This window comes from Microbacterium paulum (assembly GCF_015707995.1).
In the GTDB taxonomy this organism is placed as follows: domain Bacteria; phylum Actinomycetota; class Actinomycetes; order Actinomycetales; family Microbacteriaceae; genus Microbacterium; species Microbacterium paulum.
Genome location: NZ_JAAGRY010000018.1, coordinates 15,132 through 36,750, shown reverse-complemented (window position 1 = coordinate 36,750; position 21,619 = coordinate 15,132). Strand labels below are relative to the sequence as shown.

The following is a 21,619-nucleotide window of genomic DNA, read 5'->3' as shown; positions in this document are numbered from 1 at the left end:
CTCCTACTCCTCATCCGGCCTGCGGGTGACCACGACCGCAGCCGGTCGCAGCATCCGCTCAGGCGTTCCGAACCCGGCGCGAGTGACGGCGAGGATGCTGCGCGACGGGGCGCTGGCATCCTCGACGACCGAGACCGCCTCGTGCAGCTGCGGGTCGAACTCCGCACCGTCGATGAGAATCTCGGGGTACCCGAGTGCGCGCAACGCATCAGCGGCCTGCGCCCGGACGGCCTGCATGCCACCCAGAACGCCCTCGTCAAGGTCCACCCCGAAGCTGAGCGCCCGGTCCAGCCCGTCGACGACGGGCAAGAAGGCTTCGGCGGTGTGCCGCCGCTCCTGCTCGCGGACGGTCTCGATCTCGCGCGCCATCCGTTTGCGGAGGTTGTCGTAGTCCGCCGCCGCCCGGCGCCACCGGTCCTCGGCCGTCTCCAACTGGGCGGCGACCGCTGATTGCGCGGCGCGGATCTCCTCGGGGGACACGTCGGTGAGGTCGTCGTTCAGCAGGTCCACTGCCCGCGTGTCCTCGTTCTGCTCCTCGACCATCGCGATCCTCCCTCCGTGCTACTTGTCGAATTCGGCGTCGACGACGTCGTCTTCGTCGTCCTGAGCGGGCTGCTCAGCGTCGCTGGCGTTCGCGCGGGCCGCTGCAAGGGACTGCGCAACCTGCAGCAGCTCGCCGGTGCGCTCTTTCGCTTCCTGCTCGCCGACGTTGTTCTGCACTGCCTCGCGGGCCTGCGTGATGAGCAGCTCCGCGCGGGCACGCTCGTGCTCCGGTGCAGCGTCGCCGAGCTCACGCAGTACCCGCTCGACCTGGTAGGCGGCGGAGTCCAGCTCGTTGCGGGCGTCCACGGCCTGGCGCAGCGCCTGGTCGTCAGCACGGTGCTGCTCGGCTTCCTTGATCATCCGGTCGATCTCGCCCTGGTCCAGGTTCGAGGTGTCGCTGATGGTGATGCCCTGCTCGGTTCCGGTGTCCTTGTCCTTTGCCGTCACGTGCAGGATGCCGTTCGCGTCGATGTCGAAAGTGACCTCGACCTGTGCTTCACCGCGAGGAGCGGGGCGGATGCCGGTGAGCTGGAAACGGCCCAGCACTCGGTTGTCGGCGGCGTTCTCCCGCTCGCCCTGCAAGACGACGATCTCCACCGACGGCTGGTTGTCTTCGGCCGTGGAGAACACCTCGCTGCGTCGGGCGGGGATGGTGGTGTTGCGTTCGATGATCTTCGTCATCACGCCACCGCGGGTCTCCACACCCAGCGACAGCGGGGTGACATCCAGTAGCAGCACGTCGTCGACGTCGCCCTTGAGGACCGCAGCTTGGATGGCGGCGCCCACAGCGACCACCTCATCGGGGTTCACCGTCATGTTCGGCTCCTTGCCGCCGGTGAGCCGCTTGACGAGCGCTTGGACCGCGGGGATGCGGGTGGAACCGCCCACGAGGATGACCTCGTCGATATCGTTCTCGCTGACCTTCGCGTCGGCCATCGCCTGACGCACCGGACCGAGGCACCGCTCAACGAGGTCAGCGGTGAGGTCTTCGAACTTGGACCGCGTCACGGTCATGGTGAGGTGCTTGGGTCCGCTGGCGTCGGCGGTGATGAAGGGCAGGCTGACCTGGGTCTGGGACACCGAGCTGAGCTCGACCTTCGCCTTCTCGGCCGCCTCGAACAGTCGCTGCAGCGCCTGCGGGTCGTTGCGCAGGTCGATGCCGTTCTCTTTCTTGAACTCGTCGGCAAAATAGTCCACCAGCCGGCGGTCGAAGTCGTCGCCGCCCAGATGGGTGTCACCGGCGGTGGATCGCACTTCGACGACCCCGTCGCCCACGTCGAGGAGGCTGACATCGAACGTGCCGCCACCGAGGTCGAACACCAGGATGGTCTCGTGGTTCTTCTTGTCCATCCCGTACGCCAGTGCGGCGGCGGTGGGCTCGTTGATGATGCGCAGCACCTCGAGCCCGGCGATGCGTCCGGCGTCCTTGGTCGCGGTGCGTTGGGCGTCGTTGAAGTAGGCGGGAACGGTGATGACAGCCTCGGTCACCTTCTCACCGAGGAACTTGCTGGCGTCGTCGACGAGCTTGCGCAGCACCATGGCGCTGATCTCCTCCGGGGCATACAGCTTGCCGCGGATGTTGAACCGTGCTTCGCCGTTGGGCCCTTCCACGACGTCGAAGCCGACGGCGTTGGCTTCCTCCTTGACCTCGTCGAAGGACCGGCCGATGAACCGCTTGGCGGACGAGATGGTGCCCTTCGGGTTGAGGATGCTCTGCCGGCGGGCAAGCTGCCCCACCAGCCGTTCACCGTCCTCGGTGAAAGCGACCACCGACGGGGTAGTGCGGGCTCCCTCCACGTTCGGGATGACCTTCTCCTCGCCGGCCTCCCAGACGGCGATAACGGAGTTCGTGGTCCCCAGATCGATTCCTACTGCCTTGGCCATGATGGTTGTTCCTTTCTTGTCACGTGAGACACGTTGCAGGGGTCGTCAAAGAGCGCGCCAGGATCGGCGCAGGCGCAGGGCTGAGTGCCCAGAGTCAGGAAACAGGCTGCTTCAGGGGGATCTTTCCGGACGGCGGGCTGCTCGATGGGCATCACCACTCGCAGGACGCCCAGGTCGCAACTGGCGGTGACGCTGTCGCTGCCGATGCCGGGCGCCAGTCCCAGTAGCCGCATGAATTGCCCGTGGGGGCCGTTCGGCGGTGAACCACTTCGCGCCGGCGGTCGCGGACTGGGCCGCTCACCGCGCGGACGGTGAGCGGCCGGCCGCCCACCCAGCTCGATGGACTCCGAGGCGATGCCTGGCAGGTTCGCCCCAGGAACGTACTCGTCGCCCTCTCGGGACAGATCGACCGACATCGAGCGCGGATCCATCTGCTGAGCGACGCGCAGGTCCGCACATGAGGTCACCATCTCACCACCTCCACATTTACGCTGAGTCGCTATAACTCCACTGCCAGTGTTTGTTCGGCGGTCGGAGGTGTAGACCCCACCTGGACGATATGTTCCAAGCAGATGCGCGAACGAAACTAGCTTTGACGCCAGCATGGACCGCACGAAGACATTTCGCAAGTCATTTGCCTGACGAACGGAGCCTGACCCGGTTTCCCGGACGGTTCTTGTGTGTTGATCATGCCGCGGTTGCGGCGGGTGTGAAGTGTTTCGTAGTCGGCGGGGCTGAGGTTGCCGAGCGCGGTGTGCCGGCGGGTGGGGTTGTAGAACGCCTCGATCCACTCGAACATCGCCGACGCGAGCTGCGCCCGACTGTCTCAGACGTCGCGGTCCAGGAGTTCGCGTTGCATGGTCGACCAGAAGCTCTCGATGAGCGCGTTGTCAACGCTGGACGCGACTCTGCCCATCGATCCGAGCAGGCCTGCCTGGTGGAGCCTGTGTCCGAAGAGCCAGCTGGTGTATTGCGCTCCTCTGTCGGCGTGGACCACGGTTCCGGGCTCGGGACGGCGCCGCCACCGGGCCATCTCAAGCGCGTCGACGACGATCTCCGCGGTGATGCGATCGCTGATCGACCAGCCGACGATACGGCGCGAATAGGCGTCGATCACGGCGGCGCAGCAGACCCATCCGTCTCTCGCGCGGTGTTGCGTGATGTCACAGAGCCGATTCGGCGCGTCTGCGCGGAACTGCCGCTTCTCCGCGAGATTGCCCTTGTTCGAGAAGTTCACAACGACGACGTCGAACTGCTGACCGAAGCGGTGGGCGCGGCCAATCCGTTGCTCGACACGCTACGGGAGGCTTGCCCGCGCGATTGGCGAAGATAGTCCGTCGCGAGTCGCTGGTCGGGATGCCGGCGAGCCGTGCGCGCAACACGGCGGCTGCGAAGTCGGGTACGGCAATGCGGCGGATGGAGTGCTCGGTCTTGGGGTGGTCTTGCCTCACCGCGCCGCTACCGGTGCGCAGGACGACCGTTCCTGTCACGGAGATCGTCATCCCGCTGGGTCCGTCGTCGACATCGCATACCCGAAGAGCCACGCACTCTCCGATGCGCAGCGCGGTGCCGAGGAGCACTTCGATGATGTCGCGCACCTGACCGTCGGGCTTGGGTCCCTTGATGTCGGGACCGGTCCGCCAGCGACTGGCGGCGTCGCGGATTGCACTGATCTGCTCGACGTTCAGCGCCTGGCGCTCGCCTTTCGGCCTCCGCAACGGACTCGTCCCCTGCACGGGATTCCGCGGGATCGCATCATGTCGGAGCGCAAACGCGAAAAGCTGGTTTAGGACAGTTCGCGAGTGGTGCGCGCGAGAGAACGACGCTGCGCTTTCAGATCTGAGGAACCACTCCACGCGGCCCGTGGTGATCTCGCCGAGCGAGAAGTGCTCGAACTGTGGCCTCACTCGGAGCCGGAGATCGTCGCGATAGTTCTTCTTCGTCCCGTCCGACAACTCGCGCAGCTCCAGATCCTCGAGCCAGAGGTCTGCGAGATCTCGGAAGGAGCTACTGAGGTCGAGGAGCCCGCCGGCTCCAAACCCGGGTCGGTCAAGCAGGCGCTCCTTCAGACGCGCTCGAGCCGCCGATTCGGTGCGTGCAGCACCGGTGACTCTGCGCAGGCGGCCGTCGGCGTCGCGGATGCGCGCGAGAGCCACCTAGGAGGTGCCGCGCCTGGTGACGCTGATAGTCCCGTAGGAGCCGATCAGTGTGCGTGGCCGTCCGCCGTTCATGCTGCGCCGCCGGCATGACGCTGCTCATCAGCCTGTTCCATGCGCTCGACCCACGCATCGATCTCGCTCTTGCGAAACCTCAGCTGGGTGCCGACACGGAACCCATGCGGCCCACGCCCCTTGCTGCGGAGGTCGTAGATCGTCTGGACGGAGACCTTCAGTTCGGCGGCAAGCTCAGCCAGGTGCGCGGGCGTCACCGCGTACCTCCCAGATAGCTCTAGAAGGCTCGAAAACGCCCTGCGGCTACTCGGCGAAGTGTCCAGTAAGCGACTACCAAACATTCAAACTCCCTGTTCGGGGAGTGAAGTTTCGGTGCTTTACCGGGAGTTTTGGTGGACCTGAGGGGACTCGAACCCCTGACCCCCTGCATGCCATGCAGGTGCGCTACCAGCTGCGCCACAGGCCCATTCTCTGGGTTGTCACCACTGTCGCGGCAACCCTTCGATGCTACTACATCCCGCGGGGTGGCACGAACCGGCGGCGTCACTCGGGCGCGTCGGCGGGGAGTCCCGCGGTGACGCCCGTCGGGAGCACCGGGCAGTCCTTCCACAGGCGCTCGAGACCGTAGAACACGCGCTCCTGCTCGTGGAAGACGTGCACGACGAGGTCGCCGAAGTCGATGAGGATCCACCGCGCCTCGTTCTTGCCTTCGCGGCGCAGCCGTTTGACGCCCTGCTCGAGCATCGCCTCTTCGACCGCGTCGGCGATCGCGGCGACGTTGCGCTCGCTGTTGCCGGTGGCGAGGAGGAACGCGTCGACGAGCGGCAGCGGCTCGGAGACATCGAAGGCGACGAGGTCTTCGGCGCCCTTACCGTCTGCGGCGGCCGCGGCGATCTCGACCAGTTCGCGCGTGCGCGCACTCGCGGTCATCGGAACACCCCCGTGACGAGGGCGATGATGAGCGCGCCGGTGAGGGCGAGCGCCAGGGCACCGGCGGTGATCACGAGGGCCAGCATGAGCTTGCCGCCCTTCTCGGGTGCCGGCGGTTTGATGATGTCGTCGGCGCTCTTGATCGTGCTGATCGCCGAGCTCGCGGCGATCGGCGTCGGCGACGACGACGCCGGCAGCTCGCCGTCGACGAGCACGGCGTCGATCTCCTTGCCATCCGAGGACCCGTGCGAGGTGCCGGTCGATCCGAACGACTCGGGCAGGTTGAACGTGCCCGTGATGAGCACCTCGCCGGTCGCCGCAACCGGCGCCGAGAACGATCCGGTGTCGGGCGTCTGCGACAGGATGAGCGCGTTCGAGGCGGCGAGCGAGCCGGTCGCCGCACTGCCACGAGTGAGCAGCTGGTCGAAGGATGCCGGGAGTTCGATCTCCACGCCGTCACCGGCGAGCAGGCCCGATCCGAAGGTCGGCGCCACGACGGCCCGACGCTCCTCGTCGCCGTCCTCGACCTCTTCCGTCTCGGCTTCGGCCTCGTCGGTGTCGCCGGCGAGCAGGGTCTCGACGTCGGGCGACTCGGTCTGCGCATCGGCGAGAGCCTCGGCAGCCTCGGTGGCGTCGTCCGAATCCACGTCCGGAACCGGCGCGTCCACGTCGGCGGCGGCGTCATCGGTCGATTCGTCCGCCTCGACATCGGCGGCGACCGGCTCGACGTCCACGACCTCGAGTTCGACGACCTCCGCCACGACCTCGTCATCGGCGGGCTCGTCGGCGGGCGTCTCATCGTCGACAGCGACCTCGTCCTCGACGGCGGCAGCGCCGTCGCCCGTGGCCTCCGCGGAGGCATCCACTGTCGCCTGCTCGTCCTCGACGGCGGCAGCCCCGTCGACCGAGGCCTCCCCCGCCGTCTCGTCGGTCTCCCCGTCGCTGACGGGCACGGATGCCGTGCGCAGGCGCTCCTGCTGCCGCGCGGCGCGCCGGGTGAGTGCGCGCGACTCGAGGTCGACGTCTTCGGCGGCGGGCGGTTCCTCGGCCACCACGACCGGCTCGGCCGCACGCGGCAGCGGCGCGGCGACCGGCGCCGCCGTGGCCGCCGCAGCAGCCGCGGCTTCGGCCTCTTCGGGCGTGATGATCGGGTTCGACGCGGTATTTCGCAGTTCGCGGAGCTGACGGCGCGTCAGCTGGGGCGATTCAGGCGTTTCGGGTGTGCTCATGCCTCGCTCCGGTAAAGGTGGTGCTTCGCAATGTATTGGACGACGCCGTCGGGAACGAGGTACCACACCGGGTTTCCCGAACGCACCCGCGCTCGGCAGTCTGTCGACGAAATGGCCAGAGCCGGCACTTCGAGCTGGCTGACGTCTTCGCTGGGCAGGCCTTCGGTGCTCAGCACGTGCCCCGGCCGCGACACGGCGACGAAGTGCGCCAGCTGCCACAGCTCGTCGTGATCGCGCCAGCCGAGGATCTGCGCGATGGCGTCGGCGCCTGTGATGAAGAACAGCTCGGCGTCGGGCCGGGCGGCTTTGAGGTCGCGCAGCGTGTCGATCGTGTAGGTGGGTCCATCGCGGTCGATGTCGACGCGACTCACCGTGAAGCGCGGGTTCGACGCCGTCGCGATCACGGTCATGAGGTAGCGGTGCTCGCCCTCGGTGACCTTCTGCTTCTGCCACGGCATGCCCGTGGGCACGAAGACCACTTCATCGAGGTCGAACGACTGCGCCACCTCGCTCGCGGCCACGAGGTGGCCGTGATGGATCGGGTCGAACGTGCCACCCATGACCCCGATCCGAGGGGCGCGGGGCGCGGGAGCAACCGAATCGTCGGCGCGCGCAGAAACCATGGAGTCGGCCTCAGTGGTGGCCGTGGCCCACCTGCGCCTGGTCTACGGGGTGCGCCTTGGCGTAGGCCTCGGCCTTGTGGGCGTGGCGGTTGGCCACGTTGCGGTACGACATGGTCACGAGGCCCAGCGCCAGAAAAACCATGAACGCGATCGCGCCGTAGATGAACGTCTGCGCCTGCACGTTGCCGTGGTGCTCGGCGGCCTCTCCGGCGAGGGCGAGGATCGTGGCGAGGGTCATGCGGACTCCGTTCGTTTCGGGTGAGTCAAGTTTAGGCGCTTCACGCGCGGATCTGCCCCGCGCCGCGGGCGAGCCACTTCGTGCTGGTCAGTTCGGGAAGCCCCATCGGGCCGCGCGCGTGCAGTTTCTGGGTCGAGATGCCGACCTCGGCGCCGAAGCCGAACTCGCCTCCGTCCGTGAAACGGGTCGACGCGTTGGCCATGACGACGGCCGAGTCGACCTCGGCGAGAAAGCGTTCCGCGTTGGCGTCGTCGGCGGTGATGATCGACTCGGTGTGGTGCGTCGAGTAGCGCCGAATGTGCGCGAGGGCGTCGTCGAGATCGTCGACGACCCGCATCGACAGGTCGAGGCTCATGTGCTCGGTGGCCCAGTCGTCGTCGGTCACCGGCACGGCACCCGCGACGAGCGCGCGCACCTCGTCATCGCCGTGGATCGTGACACCGGCCTCTTCGAGAGCCGCGGCCACCGGGGGAACAAGGCGCTCGGCGGCGCTGCGCACCACGAGCACGGTCTCGACCGCGTTGCAGACGCTCGGGCGCTGCGCCTTGGCGTTCACGACGATCTGCTCGGCCCACTCGAGCGGCGCCGAGGCGTCGAGCACGATGTGCACGACGCCCGCCCCGGTTTCGATGACGGGCACGGATGACTGGGTGACGACCGTCTCGATCAGCTGTGCGCTGCCGCGCGGCACGAGCACGTCGACGAGACCGCGCGCCTGCATGAGGGCGTTCGCGCCCTCGCGGCCGAAGTCGTCGACGGTCTGGATGGCCTCGGGATCGACGCCGACCGAGGCGAGCGCCCCCCGCATCACCGCAACGAGCGCCGCGTTCGACGATTGCGCCGCCGTACCGCCGCGGAGCACCACAGTGTTGCCCGAGCGCAACGCGAGCGCCGCGATGTCGACGGTCACGTTCGGTCGCGCCTCGTAGATCGAGCCCACGACGCCGAACGGCACCGACACCTTCTGCAGCGCTACGCCGTTCGCGAGCGTGCGCTCGTCGAGCACGCGTCCGACGGGGTCGGGCAGCAGGGCGACGTCGCGCACCGCGGATGCCAGGGCGCGCACCCGCGCGTCGTCGAGCCTCAGCCGGTCGAGCAGACCGTCGGAGAGACCCGATTCGCGCCCGCGGGCGAGGTCTTCGGCGTTCGCCGCGACGATCTCGGCGGTGGCCGCGTCGACGGCATCCGCGATCGCGCCGAGCGCACGCGCCTTCTCGGCGTCGCTCAGCAGCCCCACGCTGCGCGCAGCCTCTTTCGCCCGCGCCATGCGCTCTTGCGCGGTCGTCGCCGTGATCGTCATGGCGTCAGTCTAGCGAGGGGGCGCGCCGGGCTCAGGTGCGGACCGCGCCGGTGTGCGGCGCGGGCGGCGCGGCCGGATCGGGCGCGAACCACGTGCCGATCGGGGCGCCCGCGAGGGCTTCGGCGACGAGGTCCGCGCTCGTGACGAGCACTCCGACGCCCGACTCGGCCGCCAGGCGCGCCGCAGACACCTTGGTGGCCGCTCCCCCGGTGCCGACGCTGTTGACGACGCCCGAGCCGAACTCGAAGCCCGCGAGATCGTCGCCGAAGGCGACGGTGTCGATCGGCTCGGCGCCCGGTTCGCTCGGCGGCCGTGTGTAGAGGCACGCGATGTCACTCAGGAGCACGAGGGCATCGGCGCCGATGAGTGCCGCGACGAGCGCGGCGAGCCGGTCGTTGTCGCCGAAGCGGATCTCGTGGGTCGCGACGGTGTCGTTCTCGTTGACGATCGGCAGAATCCGCAGGCCCAGCAACCGCTCCATCGCACGGCGCGCGTTCGAGCGGTGCGTCGCATTCTCGAGGTCTCCCGCCGTCAGCAGCACCTGCCCGGCGACGATCGCGAACGGGCGGAGGGCGTCTTGGTAGCGGTAGATGAGCACGTTCTGGCCGACCGCCGCAGCCGCCTGCTGCGTCGCGAGGTCGACCGGGCGTTCATCGAGGGCGAGGTAGGGCATGCCCGTCGCGATGGCACCCGACGACACGAGCACCACCTCGGTGCCGCGCCCGTGCGCTTCTGCGAGGGCGTCGACGATCAGCTGGATCTTCCCGGCGTTCTCGCCGCTGATCGACGACGAGCCCACCTTGACCACGACACGGCGCGCACCGGGCAGCTGCGCTCGCACCTCGACGCTCACGACTCGTCGTCCTCCACCCCGTCGAACGTGCCGCCGGCGATGCGCTCGCTCTCGAGCTCGGCGCGGGCTTCGGCCTTGGCATCCATGCGCTCGTGGTACCGCTCGCGGCGCTGCGACGTCGTGCGGCGCGGGTTGAGGTCGAGACGCGGGTCAGTGCCGCGGGGCGCGGTCATGAGCTCGGCGGCAGAGGACAGCGACGGATGCCAGTCGAACACGACCCCGTCACCCTCACCGATCACGACGGTCGATCCGGCTTCGGCGCCCGCACGGAAGAGCTCGTCTTCGATGCCGAGCTTCTCGAGCCGGTCGGCGAGGAAGCCGACGGCCTCTTCGTTCTGGAAGTCGGTCTGCTGCACCCAGCGCACGGGCTTCGTGCCGAGGATGCGGTACAAGTTGCCGTACGTGCCGCCCTCGACGCGGATCTCGAACTCGCGCTCGGCGCCCTTGGGGCGGATCACGACCCGCTCGGGGGCGGGAGCTGCGGCGAGCTCTACGCGGTGGCGCGCGATGACGTCGGCCAGGGCGAACGAGAGCGGGCGCAGTCCCTCGTGGCTGACCGTCGAGATCTCGAACACGCGGTAGCCGCGCGCCTCGAGCTCGGGCCGCACGAGATCGGCGAGGTCTTTCGCCTCGGGCACGTCGACCTTGTTCAGCGCGACCAGTTGCGGGCGCTCGAGGAGCGGCGTCTGCCCCTCGGGCACCGGGTAGGCACCGAGCTCGTCGAGGATGACGTCGAGATCGCTCAGGGGGTCGCGACCCGGCTCGAGGGTCGCGCAGTCGAGCACGTGCACGAGCGCCGTGCAGCGCTCGACATGGCGCAAGAACTCCAGGCCCAGCCCCTTGCCCTCGCTCGCACCCTCGATGAGGCCGGGCACATCGGCGACGGTGAAACGTATGTCTCCGGCCTGCACGACCCCGAGGTTCGGGTGCAGGGTCGTGAACGGGTAGTCGGCGATCTTCGGCCGCGCCGCCGAGACGGCGGCGATGAGGCTCGACTTGCCCGCCGACGGAAAACCGACGAGGGCGACGTCGGCGACGGTCTTCAGCTCGAGGAAGACATCGCCCTCCCACCCGGGCGTGCCGAGCAGCGCGAACCCGGGCGCCTTGCGCTTGGGGTTCGACAGCGCCGCGTTGCCGAGCCCGCCCTGACCGCCGGGAGCTGCGACGAAGCGCATGCCGGGCTCGATGAGGTCGACGAGGGTCTCGCCGTCGGCGTCTTTCACGACCGTTCCGACGGGGACGGGCAGTTCGAGGCTCTCGCCGTTGTAGCCCGAACGGTTGTCGCCCATGCCGAACCCGCCGTTGCCGGCGTGGCGGTGCGGCGAGTGGTGGTACGACAGCAGCGTCGTGACCTGCGGGTCGGCGACGAGCACGACGTCGCCGCCGTGACCGCCGTTGCCGCCGTCGGGGCCGGCGAGCGGCTTGAACTTCTCGCGACGGACCGACACGCAGCCGTTGCCGCCCTTGCCGGCACGCAGGTGCAGCGTGACCCGGTCGACGAACGTCACCATGTCGTTCTCCTTATCGAAAAATGGCGGGGAGCGAGCCTGAGCCCGCTCCCCGCCGAAAGTACCGGAGTGCCCGGCACCGAAGCCTGTCGGAGGTTACTCCGCGCCCGCCACGATGTTGACGACCTTGCGGCCGCCCTTGGTGCCGAACTCGACCGCGCCGGCCGAGAGGGCGAACAGCGTGTCGTCGCCACCGCGGCCGACGTTGGCGCCCGGGTGGAAGTGCGTGCCGCGCTGGCGGACGATGATCTCGCCGGCGAGCACCTGCTGGCCGCCGAAGCGCTTCACGCCGAGGCGCTGGGCGTTGGAGTCGCGACCGTTACGGGTAGAGCTTGCGCCCTTTTTGTGTGCCATCTCGTCTTCTCCCCTGGCTTACTTGATGCCGGTGATCTTGACGCGCGTGAGGTCCTGACGGTGCCCCTGGCGCTTCTTGTAGCCGGTCTTGTTCTTGAACTTCTGGATCACGATCTTGGGACCGCGCTCCTCGCCGAGGACCTCGGCGGTGACGGTCACCTTCGCGAGCTTGTCGGCGTCGGTCGTCACGGTGTCGCCGTCGACGAACAGCACCGCGGGAAGCTCGAGCTTCTCGCCGGCCTTCGCCTTCTGACGGTCGAGGACGACGATCGTGCCGACCTCGACCTTTTCCTGCCGGCCGCCGGCGCGCACAACTGCGTAAACCACTTCACACCTGTTTCTTCTGTGGAGCCCACGGCTCCGAATTGTCCTTGCGGATCGTCTCTGCGTGGCAGTGGCGATCTGAGGGAAAGTCACGGTGCGGATGCCCGCCGGACGGGCCGGCAAGAGGGCTGGAGTCGCAGGGAGGGGCCTGCGACAGGGCGCACCAAGGGACTACTTTACCGGATGCCGCGCCCACGGGCAAAAGGAGCGCGAAAGCGCGGCCCCGGCGTGTCGCGGGTGCCTACGATGGAGCGGTGGCCATTCTGATCGACGACGCGCGCTGGCCCGCCCACGAGCGGCTGTGGGCCCACCTGGTCAGCGACAGCGACCTCGACGAGCTGCACGCCTTCGCCGCCGCGCACGGCCTTCCACCGCGCGCGTTCGACCGCGACCATTACGACGTGCCGGCCGACGCGCTCCCCCGGCTGATCGCCGGCGGTGCCGAGCACGTCAGCGGGCACGAGCTCGTACGGCGCCTGATCGCGTCGGGCCTGCGCGTCACCGCGCGAGAGCGCCGCGCCGGTCGCTGACCGGGCGCGGCGCTGCACGCGAGGTCAGTCTTCGCGGGGCTGCTCGGGCGTCGCGGCGACCGGGGTGCCGCTGAGCGCTGCGGTGGTCACCCGCCGGCGCCCGCGACCCTGACCGGGCGCCTTGGGCTCAGGAAGGGCACTGAGCACCGAGTCGAGCAGCAGGTCCTTCTCGGTGCGGGGCGGCGCCGAGGCATCCGTCCGCTCGCTCTGCGCCGCGGCGCGGGGCTCGCGCTTCTTGCGCGCCTTCTTGGGCCGCTCCACGGCCGCCTCGAGCTCGACGACGGCCGCGGTCGCCTCGTCGGAGGCGGGGTGGATGGTCGAGGCGGCGATCGCGGCGAGGGCCGATTTGGCGCTCTCGGTGATGACGTGGGTGCCGCCGTTGCCGTTGGACGCGGGAGGCGTCGACTGGCGCGGCCGGCGACCGCTCGGCGAACCGCTCGCCGGCGCGGCGCTGCGGTGCTTGACGACGGGGTCGTGATGCACGATCACGCCGCGGCCGGCGCACACCTCGCACGGCTCGCTGAAGGTTTCGAGCAGCCCCAGGCCCAGCTTCTTGCGGGTCATCTGCACGAGACCGAGCGAGGTGACCTCGGCGACCTGGTGCTTGGTGCGGTCGCGGCTCAAGCACTCGATGAGCCGGCGCAGCACGAGATCGCGGTTCGATTCGAGCACCATGTCGATGAAGTCGACGACGATGATGCCGCCGATGTCGCGCAGGCGCAGCTGGCGGACGATCTCTTCAGCCGCCTCGAGGTTGTTCTTGGTAACGGTCTCTTCGAGGTTGCCGCCGGTACCGACGAACTTGCCCGTGTTGACGTCGACGACCGTCATCGCCTCGGTGCGGTCGATGACGAGCGATCCACCCGAGGGCAGCCACACCTTGCGGTCGAGGGCCTTCTCGATCTGCTCGCTGACGCGGAACCGGTCGAACGGGTCTTGCTCGTCGTCGTACTTCTCGATGCGCTCGAGCAGGTCGGGGGCGACGCCGGCGAGGTACGCGGTGATCGTCTGGTACGCGTCTTCGCCCTGGATGAGCATCTTCGAGAAGTCCTCGTTGAAGACATCGCGCACGATCTTCACCAGCAGGTCGGGCTCGGCGTGCAGCAGCGCGGGCGCCTGGATCTTCTCGAGCTGGTTGGAGATGTGCTCCCACTGGCTCGTGAGGCGCTGAACGTCGCGCGTGAGCTGGTCTTCGGTGGCGCCCTCGGCGGCCGTGCGCACGATGACGCCGCTCGACTCGGGCAGCACCTCTTTGAGGATGCGCTTGAGGCGCGCCCGCTCCGTGTCGGGGAGCTTGCGGGAGATGCCGTTCATGGCACCGCCGGGCACGTACACGAGGTAGCGGCCGGGCAGCGAGATCTGGCTCGTCAGGCGCGCACCCTTGTGGCCGACCGGGTCTTTCGTGACCTGGACGAGCACGCGGTCACCCGACTTCAGCGCCAGTTCGATGCGGCGCGGCTGGTTGCCGGTCTCGACGGCGTCCCAATCGACCTCGCCCGAGTAGAGCACGGCGTTGCGGCCGCGACCGATATCGACGAAGGCGGCTTCCATCGAGGGCAGCACGTTCTGCACGCGACCGAGGTAGACGTTGCCGATGAGCGAGGATTCCTGGCTGCGGGCGACGTAGTGCTCGACGAGCACGTTGTCTTCGAGCACCGCGATCTGGATGCGCCCGTTCTTCGAGCGCACGATCATGTCGCGGTCGACGGCCTCGCGGCGCGCGAGGAACTCGGCCTCGGTCACGACGGTGCGGCGGCGCCCGGCCTCGCGGCCGTCGCGGCGGCGCTGCTTCTTCGCTTCGAGGCGCGTGGACCCCTTGATGCGCTGGGGCTCGGTGATGAGCTCGACGGCGCGCTGGCGCGGCTGACGGCTGGGGCGCTCTCCACGCTCGGGCGAGCCCTGAGCGTCGTCGGCGTCGGATGCCTGGCCGCCGCCGCGGCGACGGTTGCGGCGTCGCGCGCTCGAGCCGCTCTCGGGCCCCTGGTCGCCGAAATCGTCACGGTTCGCGTCGCCGCCCCGCCCGGGGCTGGCGGGGAGAGCCACGATCTCGGGCGCGTAGAACATCAGCTGCGTCGACACCTGCGACACGAACTCCGCGGGCAGGAGGCCCAGCGAGACGGCCGTCACCGGAGCGGCGGGCTCGGGCTCGGCGGGCGTGGGCCCTGCCGGAGCGGGCTGCGAGGCCTCAGCCTCGATGCTCTCGGGGACGGCGACGGCGACCGCCTCGGCATCCACGACGTCGGCGCTCTCCGCGACCACCTCGGCGATGACTTCGGCCTCTACGTCGGCAATCGCCTCGGCGGCGACAGCCGCGTCGGCGGCGGCTTCGACGACCTCGGGCTCCGGGGTCAGCGGCAGCTGCTCCGGGTCGAAGTGGGCGGGCTCGGTGGTGTCATTGTGCTCATCGGCCATCTCTGGCTAACTCCTTGCGGGCGGCTCCGCGGGCCGTCCCGAGCGAATCTGGCGGTACCGCTCCGGTCCGGAGGTACCGCGAACTCATACGGTCTGCAGCCTCACCCGCTCTCCGGCGGGGCTCGTACTGCGCTGGGCGTTCATCGCCCGAAGTCATCGGTGACGCCCGGTGCGCGGCGCGGCCGCGGAGGCGTCGGCCATCATTATCGCACTTTCGCGTCGGGAATGCGCGAACCCGCGCCCGAGCAGGTCATCTGCGGCGATGTCGGAGAATCGCGGTGCGATAATCACGGCATGCCGCCGCGCACCATCGACAGCCGTCCGACCGTTCTCGCCGTGTGGCTCGTGATCGCCGGGGCGATCGGCTGGTTCGCCGCGTTCGCCCTGACGACCGAGAAGTTCCACGCCCTCGCGAACCCCGGCTCGGGCCCCGCGTCGTGCGACTTCAGCCCGCTCGTGCAGTGCACGAAGAACCTCGACTCGTGGCAGGGCAGCGTGTTCGGCTTTCCGAACCCGATCCTCGGGCTCACCGGCTGGGTCGCGCCGATCGTGGTCGGCATGGCGATCCTCGCCGGCGCCCGGTTCGCGCGTTGGTTCTGGCTGGCCTTCGCGGCCGGCGTCACGTTCGCCTTCGCGTTCGTGCTGTGGCTGATCGGCCAGAGCATCTTCTCGCTCGGAACGCTCTGCCCCTGGTGCATGGTGACGTGGGTCGTCACGATCCCGACGTTCTACGCGGTGTGGGTGCAGCTCTTGCGCTCGAGCGTCGTCTCGTCGTCGCCGCGCGTGAAGGCCGCGGGTAACGCCCTCGCCGCGTGGGTGCCGCTCATGGCGTTCGTCACGTACGCCGTCGTGGCGCTGATCGCTCAGCTGCGCCTCGACGTGCTCGGCGCGCTGTTCTGAGCCTCAGAACCAGATCGCGAGTTCGCGCGCAGCCGACTCGGGGCTGTCCGAGCCGTGCACGAGGTTCTGCTGCACCTTGACGCCCCAGTCGCGACCGAAGTCGCCACGGATGGTGCCGGGCGCCGCGGTCGTCGGGTCGGTGGTGCCGGCGAGCGAGCGGAAGCCCTCGATGACGCGGTTGCCGGCGAGGCGGATCGCGACCGACGGGCCGGAGAGCATGAACTCGACGAGCGGCTCGTAGAACGGCTTGCCGGCGTGCTCGGCGTAGTGGCGCTCGAGGACGTCGCGGTCGGGCTCGACGAGCTTGATGTCGACGAGCGAGTAGCCCTTCGCCTCGATGCGGGCGAGGATCGCGCCGGTGAGGCCGCGCGCGACGCCGTCGGGCTTGACCAGAACGAGGGTCTCTTCGGTGGGCATGTCAGTCTCCGTTCGTTGCGGCTCGCGCCGCGTTGCGGCGGTCGAGAGCTCCGCCCTTGATCGTCGCATACGCATACATCGCGCCGAAAATGACGCCCACGACCACGAGGGCGGGTTCGAGGAGGCCGCCGGCGATGATGAGCACCTGCCAGAACCAGCCGAGGGCGATGCCCCAGTCGTAGCGGACGAGCCCCGACGTCGCGATGAGCGCCACGGCGAGCACGGCGCCGATCACGATCCCCCACCAGGGCTCGATCCCCGCGGGCAGCGCTTTCAGCCCGTACAGCACCAGTCCGCCGAGGAAGACGATGATCGACTCGAAGCCGAGCACGATGGATGCCAGTGACTCGCGCGCGCCGCGCTGGCGCCGCACACGAGGCGTGCGAGGCGTGCGCGCCTGACCCGAGGCATCCGCGCTCACGCCTGCCATCCGTCTTTCCAATCCTCTGCCGCGGCCAGCTGGACGGCTTCACCGGCGAGCACGACGCTGCCGGCGATCACGACGGCGCGGCGCTCGGATGCCGAGGCCCACTCGCGCGCGGCCTCGGCGGCCTCTGCCAGGTCGCGGTGCACGGTGACCTGTGCCCCGGCCGCCTCGACGAGGTCGGCGAGGGTGTCGGGGTCGGCCGCGCGGTCCGAGTCGGGCGCCGTCGCGAACACGTGCGTGGCCGCGGGGACGATCGTCGAGACGATGCCCGCGATGTCTTTGTCGCCGAACGCGCCGAGCACGATGCCCCACTCGTCGAAATCGAACGAGTCGCCGAGCGCCGCGACGAGCGCGCGGGCGCCGTGCGGGTTGTGCGCGCTGTCGACGAGCACGGTCGGCGCGACGCCGACCAGCTGCAGCCGGCCGGGTGAGGTCACCTGGGCGAGCCCGTCGGCGACGATGTCGGGCGCGAGCGCCTGCTCCGCTCCCCCGATGAGCGACTCGACGGCGGCGATCGCGAGAGCGGCGTTGTGGCCCTGGTGGGCCCCGTAGAGCGGCAGGTACAGCTCGTCGTAGGTGCCGGCTATCCCCCTCACGCTGATCTGCTGACCGCCGACGGCGAGGCTCTGTGCGATGAGGCCGAAGGCATCGCCCTCCACGGCGAGCGCGGCGCCCTGCGTCTTCGCGGCCGCCGACAGCACGGCGAGGGCCTCCGGCGTCTGCTCGGCCGACACGACGGCGGCTCCGGGCTTGACGATGCCTGACTTGACCGTCGCGATCTCGGCGATCGTGTCTCCGAGCCTGTCGGCGTGGTCGAGATCGATGGGGGCGAACACGGCCACGTCACCGTCCGCGGTGTTGGTCGAGTCCCAGGAGCCGCCCATGCCGACCTCGACCACCGCGACGTCGACGGGGGCGTCGGCGAAGGCGACGAAGGCGAGCACGGTCAGCAGCTCGAAGAAGGTCAGCGGCGCGTCGCCCGCCGCGGCGAGCTCCGCGTCGACGAGGTCGATGAAGGGCTCGACCTCGTCCCAGGCATCCGCGACGAGCCCGTCGTCGATCGGCTCGCCGTCGATCATGATCCGCTCGGTGAACCGCTCGAGGTGCGGGCTCGTAAACAGGCCCGTGCGCAGCCCGTGGGCGCGGATGATCGACTCGGCGATCCGCGCCGTCGAGGTCTTGCCGTTCGTCCCTGTGACGTGTATCACACGGTAGGTCGACTGCGGGTCGCCGAGCAGCTCGAGCACCCGGCGGGTGCGTTCCACGCGTGGCTGCACCCACTGCTCCCCCTGCCGGGTGAGCAGGGCCGCATACACGGCATCCGCTCTCGTACGATCGCTCACTGCGTGCCTCCGATCCGCGTGACGGCGACCGTGATGTCGCCGCGGTTGGCATAGGTGCCCGCCGTCACGACGGCGGTGTGCTCGGCGTCGATCGTGTCGGCCGACGCGAGCACCGACCCCTCCGCGAGAAGCGGCGAACCGTCGGGTGCGACGACGGCGTAATCGAGCGCGAGGGTCTCTCCCGCGACGTCCGCCGTCGTGAACGCCGAGGCGACGGCCGCCGCGTCGTCGTCAGACGAGAACAGCAGCTGCAGGCGGATGCGGTCGCTCACGTCGAACCCGGCGGCCTTGCGGGTGTCCTGCACCGCGCGGATCACGTCGCGCGCGAGACCCTCGGCCTCGAGCTCGGGCGTGGTCGTCGTGTCGAGGAGCACGAAGCCCGACCCCTCGTGCAGGGAGAGGATGCCGAGCGCTTCGCCCTCGGGCCGGCCCGACGCGTCGGTGTCGGTCGACGCCTCGCCCGGCAGCAGGTCGATCTCGCCGTCGGCCGTGTCGACGACGAAGCCGCGGCCGTCTTCGAACCGCCACGAACCGGCCTTCGCCGCCTGGATGACCTTCTGGATCTGCTTGCCCAGGCGCGGGCCGGCGACGCGGGCGTTCACGACGAGCCGCTCGGCGACGCCGTACTCGTCGTACGAGCTCGGCGTGAACTCGACCAGCTCGACGGCCTTCACGTTGAGCTCGTCGCGCACGATCTCGTCGAAGCTCGCCAGCTGCGCCGCCTCGTGGGCGATGATCGTGAGCTTCGGCAGCGGCAGGCGCACACGCTTGCCCTCCTTCTTGCGCAGACCGTTGGCGACGCTCGAGACCTCGCGCACCGTGTCCATCGCGGAGCGGATGTCGGATGCCGCGGGGAACGCCCCCGCGTCGGGCCAGTCGGTCAGGTGCACGCTGCGACCGCCCGTGAGCCCCTGCCAGACGCGCTCGGAGACGAGCGGGATGAGGGGGGCCGCGACCCGCGTGAGGGTCTCGAGCACGGTGTAGAGCGTGTCGAACGCCTCGGTCGAAGCCGGGTCGTCGGAGACGCCCACCCAGAACCGGTCGCGCGAACGGCGGATGTACCAGTTGGTGAGCACCTCGGCGAACTCGCGCAGACGCGCGGCAGCCGTCGTCGAGTCGAGCGCCTCGAGGTCGGCGGCGACGTCTCTGACGAGGTCGCCGGTGAGCGCGAGGATGTAGCGGTCGAGCACGTCGGTCGAATCGGTGCGCCACTGCGCCTCGTAGCCCGAACCGCCTTCTCCGCCCGCCGCATTGGCGTAGGTGGCGAAGAAATACCACGCGTTCCACAGCGGCAGCAGGAACTCGCGCACGCCCGCGCGGATCCCCTCCTCGGTCACGATCAGGTTGCCGCCGCGCAGCACCGACGAGGCCATCAGGAACCAGCGCATGGCGTCCGACCCGTCGCGGTCGAACACCTCGCTCACGTCGGGGTAGTTGCGCAGCGACTTCGACATCTTCAGCCCGTCGCTGCCGAGCACGATGCCGTGGCAGGCGACGCCCGTGAACGCGGGGCGGTCGAACAGGGCCCCCGAGAGCACGTGCATGACGTAGAACCAGCCGCGGGTCTGCCCGATGTACTCGACGATGAAGTCGGCCGGAGCGTGCTCGTCGAACCACTCACGGTTCTCGAACGGGTAGTGCACCTGCGCGTAGGGCATCGAGCCCGAGTCGAACCACACGTCGAAGACGTCTTCGATGCGCCGCATCGTCGAGCGCCCCGTGGGGTCGTCGGGGTTCGGGCGGGTCAGGTCGTCGATGTACGGGCGGTGCAGGTCGACCTCGCCGGCCTCGTTCCGGGGCAGGCGGCCGAAGTCGGCCTCGAGCTCGGCGAGCGAGCCGTAGGCATCCACCCGCGGGTACTCGGGGTCGTCGCTCTTCCACACCGGGATCGGTGAGCCCCAGAAGCGGTTGCGGCTGATCGACCAGTCGCGCGCACCCTCGAGCCACTTGCCGAACTGCCCGTGCTTGACGTTCTCGGGCGCCCACGTGATCTGCTCGTTCAGCTCGAGCAGGCGGTCTTTGATCGCCGTCACCCGCACGAACCAGCTCGAGACCGCCTTGTAGATGAGGGGGTTCCGGCACCGCCAGCAGTGCGGGTAGGAGTGCTCATAGGATGCCTCGCGCAGAAGCCGCCCGTCGGCCTTGAGCAGCCGGATGAGCGGCCGGTTGGCATCCATCCACAACTGACCGGCGACGTCGGTCACCTGCGGCAAGAAGGTGCCGCCGTCGTCGAGGCTCATGATGAGCGGGATGCCGGCGGCCTCGGTGACCCGCTGGTCGTCTTCACCGTAGGCGGGCGCCTGGTGCACGATGCCCGTGCCGTCGGTCGTCGTCACGTAGTCGTCGACGAGGATGCGCCATGCCGTGCCGGTGCCCCACACCTCGGCATCCGCGTAATAGTCGAACAGCCGGTCGTAGTGCACGTCTTCGAGCTCGGCGCCGAGGATCGTGCGCTCGACGGCCTGGGCGATGTCGTCCGCGCTCTCGTAGCCGAGGTCTTTCGTGTGGTTCGGGAGCAGGTCGCGAGCCAGCAGGTAGCGGTGCGCGGCGGCACCTTCGGCGTCGTCACCGGCCGGAACGTCCGCGGCACCGAGCGGCCCGCCGGGCACGACGACGTATTCGATCTCGGGGCCGACGGCGAGCGCGAGGTTCGTCGGAAGGGTCCACGGGGTCGTCGTCCACGCGAGCGCGCGCACGCCGGTGAGCCCGAGCGCCTCGGCCTTCACGCCCACGAGCGGGAAGGTGACCGTCACCGACGGGTCTTGGCGCATCTTGTAGACGTCGTCGTCCATGCGCAGCTCGTGGTTCGACAGGGGGGTCTCGTCGCGCCAGCAGTACGGCAGCACGCGGTAGCCCTCGTAGGCGAGGCCATTGTCCCACAGGTTCTTGAAGGCCCACAGCACCGACTCCATGTAGCCGGTGTCGAGCGTCTTGTACCCGCGCTCGAAGTCGACCCAGCGCGCCTGGCGGGTGACGTAGTCCTCCCACTGCTGGGTGTATTCGAGAACCGACTCCTTCGCCTTCGCGTTGAAGGCGCCGATGCCCATCTGCTCGATCTCGCTCTTCTCGGTGATGCCGAGCTGCTTCATCGCTTCGAGCTCGGCGGGCAGGCCGTGCGTGTCCCACCCGAAGACGCGGTCGACCTTCTTGCCGCGCATCGTCTGGAACCGCGGGAAGAGGTCCTTCGCATAGCCGGTCAGCAGATGCCCGTAGTGCGGAAGCCCGTTGGCGAACGGTGGGCCGTCGTAGAAGACCCACTCGTAGGCGCCCTCGCGCTGCGCGATCGATGCCCGGAAGGTGTCGTCGCGCTGCCAGAAGGCCAGCACGTCGCGCTCGATCTCGGGGAAGCGCGGGCTCGGCGAGATGGTGTCGGGCGTGGCGTCGGCGGCCGGTCCGAAGGCGGAGGTGCGCGGGTAGGTCATGTCTCTCCAGCAGGTGCGTCTGATGCTTCCTGCGAGGACGATCCGTGCTGTCGCACGGGCCGCGGTACCACCCCGCTTGCCCTCCCCGATCCGACGAGGGCCTCTCTCCTGCGGCTGTGACGGGCCTGCCCCGCGCGGTTCTAGTGGCGTCGGACGGGCCGATGCGTTCTTCCGCGAGCTCCCCGGTGATGGCCGGATCGATGCTGGTCCC

General features: G+C 69.3%; 20 protein-coding genes, 1 tRNA gene and 2 pseudogenes. 2 read left to right on the top strand and 21 right to left on the bottom strand.

Annotated features, from left to right (window positions below):
- Positions 1 to 3: 3 nt before the first annotated feature.
- From G3N18_RS06235 to rplU, 16 genes and pseudogenes are all read right to left on the bottom strand, one after another.
- A complete protein-coding gene (locus G3N18_RS06235; RefSeq protein WP_196383457.1) occupies positions 4 to 543 on the bottom strand; it encodes a nucleotide exchange factor GrpE in 540 nt (179 codons plus the stop codon).
- A gap of 18 nt (positions 544 to 561) precedes the next feature.
- Complete coding sequence (dnaK, locus tag G3N18_RS06230; RefSeq protein WP_196383456.1) at positions 562 to 2,427, bottom strand: molecular chaperone DnaK; 1,866 nt, start codon at positions 2,425 to 2,427, stop codon at positions 562 to 564.
- A 586-nt stretch (positions 2,428 to 3,013) separates the two neighbouring features.
- Positions 3,014 to 3,238, bottom strand: a pseudogene (locus G3N18_RS16580) (hypothetical protein); the annotation flags it as partial.
- Positions 3,239 to 3,253: 15 nt separating this feature from the next.
- Positions 3,254 to 3,544 carry a DDE-type integrase/transposase/recombinase gene (locus tag G3N18_RS06225; protein ID WP_338038326.1) on the bottom strand — a complete coding sequence of 97 codons (291 nt, stop codon included), beginning with the start codon at positions 3,542 to 3,544 and terminating at the stop codon, positions 3,254 to 3,256.
- A gap of 625 nt (positions 3,545 to 4,169) precedes the next feature.
- Positions 4,170 to 4,583, bottom strand: a pseudogene (locus G3N18_RS16575) (tyrosine-type recombinase/integrase); the annotation flags it as partial.
- A 71-nt stretch (positions 4,584 to 4,654) separates the two neighbouring features.
- The gene (locus G3N18_RS06215; RefSeq protein WP_206693015.1) at positions 4,655 to 4,855 is read right to left on the bottom strand and encodes a helix-turn-helix domain-containing protein; all 201 of its coding nucleotides are present in this window, start codon (positions 4,853 to 4,855) and stop codon (positions 4,655 to 4,657) included.
- Positions 4,856 to 4,988: 133 nt separating this feature from the next.
- Positions 4,989 to 5,064 (bottom strand) — tRNA-Ala (locus G3N18_RS06210).
- 77 nt (positions 5,065 to 5,141) lie between these two features.
- Entirely contained in the window at positions 5,142 to 5,528 is a 387-nt protein-coding gene (rsfS, locus tag G3N18_RS06205) for a ribosome silencing factor (RefSeq protein ID WP_196383452.1), read from the bottom strand.
- On the bottom strand, positions 5,525 to 6,757 hold the full coding sequence (locus G3N18_RS06200; RefSeq protein ID WP_196383451.1) for a hypothetical protein: 1,233 nt from the start codon (positions 6,755 to 6,757) through the stop codon (positions 5,525 to 5,527). The genes rsfS and G3N18_RS06200 overlap by 4 nt, the downstream gene beginning before the upstream one ends.
- Entirely contained in the window at positions 6,754 to 7,380 is a 627-nt protein-coding gene (gene nadD / locus G3N18_RS06195) for a nicotinate-nucleotide adenylyltransferase (RefSeq protein WP_196383450.1), read from the bottom strand. The genes G3N18_RS06200 and nadD overlap by 4 nt, the downstream gene beginning before the upstream one ends.
- Before the next feature lie 10 nt (positions 7,381 to 7,390).
- Positions 7,391 to 7,618 carry a hypothetical protein gene (locus G3N18_RS06190; RefSeq protein WP_196383449.1) on the bottom strand — a complete coding sequence of 76 codons (228 nt, stop codon included), beginning with the start codon at positions 7,616 to 7,618 and terminating at the stop codon, positions 7,391 to 7,393.
- Positions 7,619 to 7,658: 40 nt separating this feature from the next.
- Positions 7,659 to 8,918 carry a glutamate-5-semialdehyde dehydrogenase gene (locus G3N18_RS06185; protein ID WP_196383448.1) on the bottom strand — a complete coding sequence of 420 codons (1,260 nt, stop codon included), beginning with the start codon at positions 8,916 to 8,918 and terminating at the stop codon, positions 7,659 to 7,661.
- Positions 8,919 to 8,949: 31 nt separating this feature from the next.
- The gene (proB, locus tag G3N18_RS06180) at positions 8,950 to 9,771 is read right to left on the bottom strand and encodes a glutamate 5-kinase (RefSeq protein WP_196383447.1); all 822 of its coding nucleotides are present in this window, start codon (positions 9,769 to 9,771) and stop codon (positions 8,950 to 8,952) included.
- Positions 9,768 to 11,282 carry a GTPase ObgE gene (gene obgE, locus G3N18_RS06175; RefSeq protein ID WP_196383446.1) on the bottom strand — a complete coding sequence of 505 codons (1,515 nt, stop codon included), beginning with the start codon at positions 11,280 to 11,282 and terminating at the stop codon, positions 9,768 to 9,770. Before obgE ends, proB begins: the two co-directional genes overlap by 4 nt.
- Positions 11,283 to 11,375: 93 nt before the next feature.
- Positions 11,376 to 11,633, bottom strand: coding sequence for a 50S ribosomal protein L27 (gene rpmA, locus G3N18_RS06170; RefSeq protein WP_141379975.1), 258 nt, complete (start codon positions 11,631 to 11,633; stop codon positions 11,376 to 11,378).
- 18 nt (positions 11,634 to 11,651) lie between these two features.
- Positions 11,652 to 11,960: a 50S ribosomal protein L21 gene (gene rplU, locus G3N18_RS06165; RefSeq protein WP_170214204.1), complete on the bottom strand. Its 309-nt coding sequence runs from the start codon at positions 11,958 to 11,960 to the stop codon at positions 11,652 to 11,654.
- A gap of 251 nt (positions 11,961 to 12,211) precedes the next feature.
- On the opposite strand from rplU, the gene G3N18_RS06160 reads away from it, so the two are divergent.
- On the top strand, positions 12,212 to 12,487 hold the full coding sequence (locus tag G3N18_RS06160; protein ID WP_196383445.1) for a DUF4031 domain-containing protein: 276 nt from the start codon (positions 12,212 to 12,214) through the stop codon (positions 12,485 to 12,487).
- A 24-nt stretch (positions 12,488 to 12,511) separates the two neighbouring features.
- On the opposite strand, the gene G3N18_RS06155 is transcribed toward G3N18_RS06160, so the two are convergent.
- Complete coding sequence (locus tag G3N18_RS06155) at positions 12,512 to 14,899, bottom strand: Rne/Rng family ribonuclease (protein ID WP_196383444.1); 2,388 nt, start codon at positions 14,897 to 14,899, stop codon at positions 12,512 to 12,514.
- Between the two features lie 294 nt (positions 14,900 to 15,193).
- Between G3N18_RS06155 and G3N18_RS06150 the strand changes: the two genes are divergently transcribed.
- A complete protein-coding gene (locus tag G3N18_RS06150; RefSeq protein WP_196383443.1) occupies positions 15,194 to 15,799 on the top strand; it encodes a vitamin K epoxide reductase family protein in 606 nt (201 codons plus the stop codon).
- A gap of 3 nt (positions 15,800 to 15,802) precedes the next feature.
- On the opposite strand, the gene ndk is transcribed toward G3N18_RS06150, so the two are convergent.
- The 4 genes from ndk to ileS are packed head-to-tail and all read right to left on the bottom strand — an operon-like array spanning position 15,803 to position 21,408.
- A complete protein-coding gene (gene ndk / locus G3N18_RS06145; RefSeq protein ID WP_196383442.1) occupies positions 15,803 to 16,216 on the bottom strand; it encodes a nucleoside-diphosphate kinase in 414 nt (137 codons plus the stop codon).
- Position 16,217: 1 nt separating this feature from the next.
- Entirely contained in the window at positions 16,218 to 16,646 is a 429-nt protein-coding gene (locus G3N18_RS06140) for a DUF4233 domain-containing protein (protein ID WP_196383441.1), read from the bottom strand.
- A complete protein-coding gene (locus G3N18_RS06135; protein WP_196383440.1) occupies positions 16,634 to 17,986 on the bottom strand; it encodes a glutamate ligase domain-containing protein in 1,353 nt (450 codons plus the stop codon). Before G3N18_RS06135 ends, G3N18_RS06140 begins: the two co-directional genes overlap by 13 nt.
- Positions 17,983 to 21,408 carry an isoleucine--tRNA ligase gene (gene ileS / locus G3N18_RS06130; protein ID WP_196383439.1) on the bottom strand — a complete coding sequence of 1,142 codons (3,426 nt, stop codon included), beginning with the start codon at positions 21,406 to 21,408 and terminating at the stop codon, positions 17,983 to 17,985. Before ileS ends, G3N18_RS06135 begins: the two co-directional genes overlap by 4 nt.
- Positions 21,409 to 21,619: the final 211 nt, after the last annotated feature.

What these genes read in the sequence shown, in the direction of transcription:
- G3N18_RS06185 (WP_196383448.1), bottom strand. Translation starts at nt 8,918, where the DNA reads ATGACGATCACGGCGACGACCGCGCAAGAGCGCATGGCGCGGGCGAAA.
- rsfS (WP_196383452.1), bottom strand. Translation starts at nt 5,528, where the DNA reads ATGACCGCGAGTGCGCGCACGCGCGAACTGGTCGAGATCGCCGCGGCC.
- ndk (WP_196383442.1), bottom strand. Translation starts at nt 16,216, where the DNA reads ATGCCCACCGAAGAGACCCTCGTTCTGGTCAAGCCCGACGGCGTCGCG.
- obgE (WP_196383446.1), bottom strand. Translation starts at nt 11,282, where the DNA reads ATGGTGACGTTCGTCGACCGGGTCACGCTGCACCTGCGTGCCGGCAAG.
- G3N18_RS06235 (WP_196383457.1), bottom strand. Translation starts at nt 543, where the DNA reads ATGGTCGAGGAGCAGAACGAGGACACGCGGGCAGTGGACCTGCTGAAC.
- G3N18_RS06155 (WP_196383444.1), bottom strand. Translation starts at nt 14,899, where the DNA reads ATGGCCGATGAGCACAATGACACCACCGAGCCCGCCCACTTCGACCCG.
- G3N18_RS06200 (WP_196383451.1), bottom strand. Translation starts at nt 6,757, where the DNA reads ATGAGCACACCCGAAACGCCTGAATCGCCCCAGCTGACGCGCCGTCAG.
- dnaK (WP_196383456.1), bottom strand. Translation starts at nt 2,427, where the DNA reads ATGGCCAAGGCAGTAGGAATCGATCTGGGGACCACGAACTCCGTTATC.
- G3N18_RS06140 (WP_196383441.1), bottom strand. Translation starts at nt 16,646, where the DNA reads ATGGCAGGCGTGAGCGCGGATGCCTCGGGTCAGGCGCGCACGCCTCGC.
- nadD (WP_196383450.1), bottom strand. Translation starts at nt 7,380, where the DNA reads ATGGTTTCTGCGCGCGCCGACGATTCGGTTGCTCCCGCGCCCCGCGCC.
- rpmA (WP_141379975.1), bottom strand. Translation starts at nt 11,633, where the DNA reads ATGGCACACAAAAAGGGCGCAAGCTCTACCCGTAACGGTCGCGACTCC.
- ileS (WP_196383439.1), bottom strand. Translation starts at nt 21,408, where the DNA reads ATGACCTACCCGCGCACCTCCGCCTTCGGACCGGCCGCCGACGCCACG.
- G3N18_RS06190 (WP_196383449.1), bottom strand. Translation starts at nt 7,618, where the DNA reads ATGACCCTCGCCACGATCCTCGCCCTCGCCGGAGAGGCCGCCGAGCAC.
- G3N18_RS06150 (WP_196383443.1), top strand. Translation starts at nt 15,194, where the DNA reads ATGCCGCCGCGCACCATCGACAGCCGTCCGACCGTTCTCGCCGTGTGG.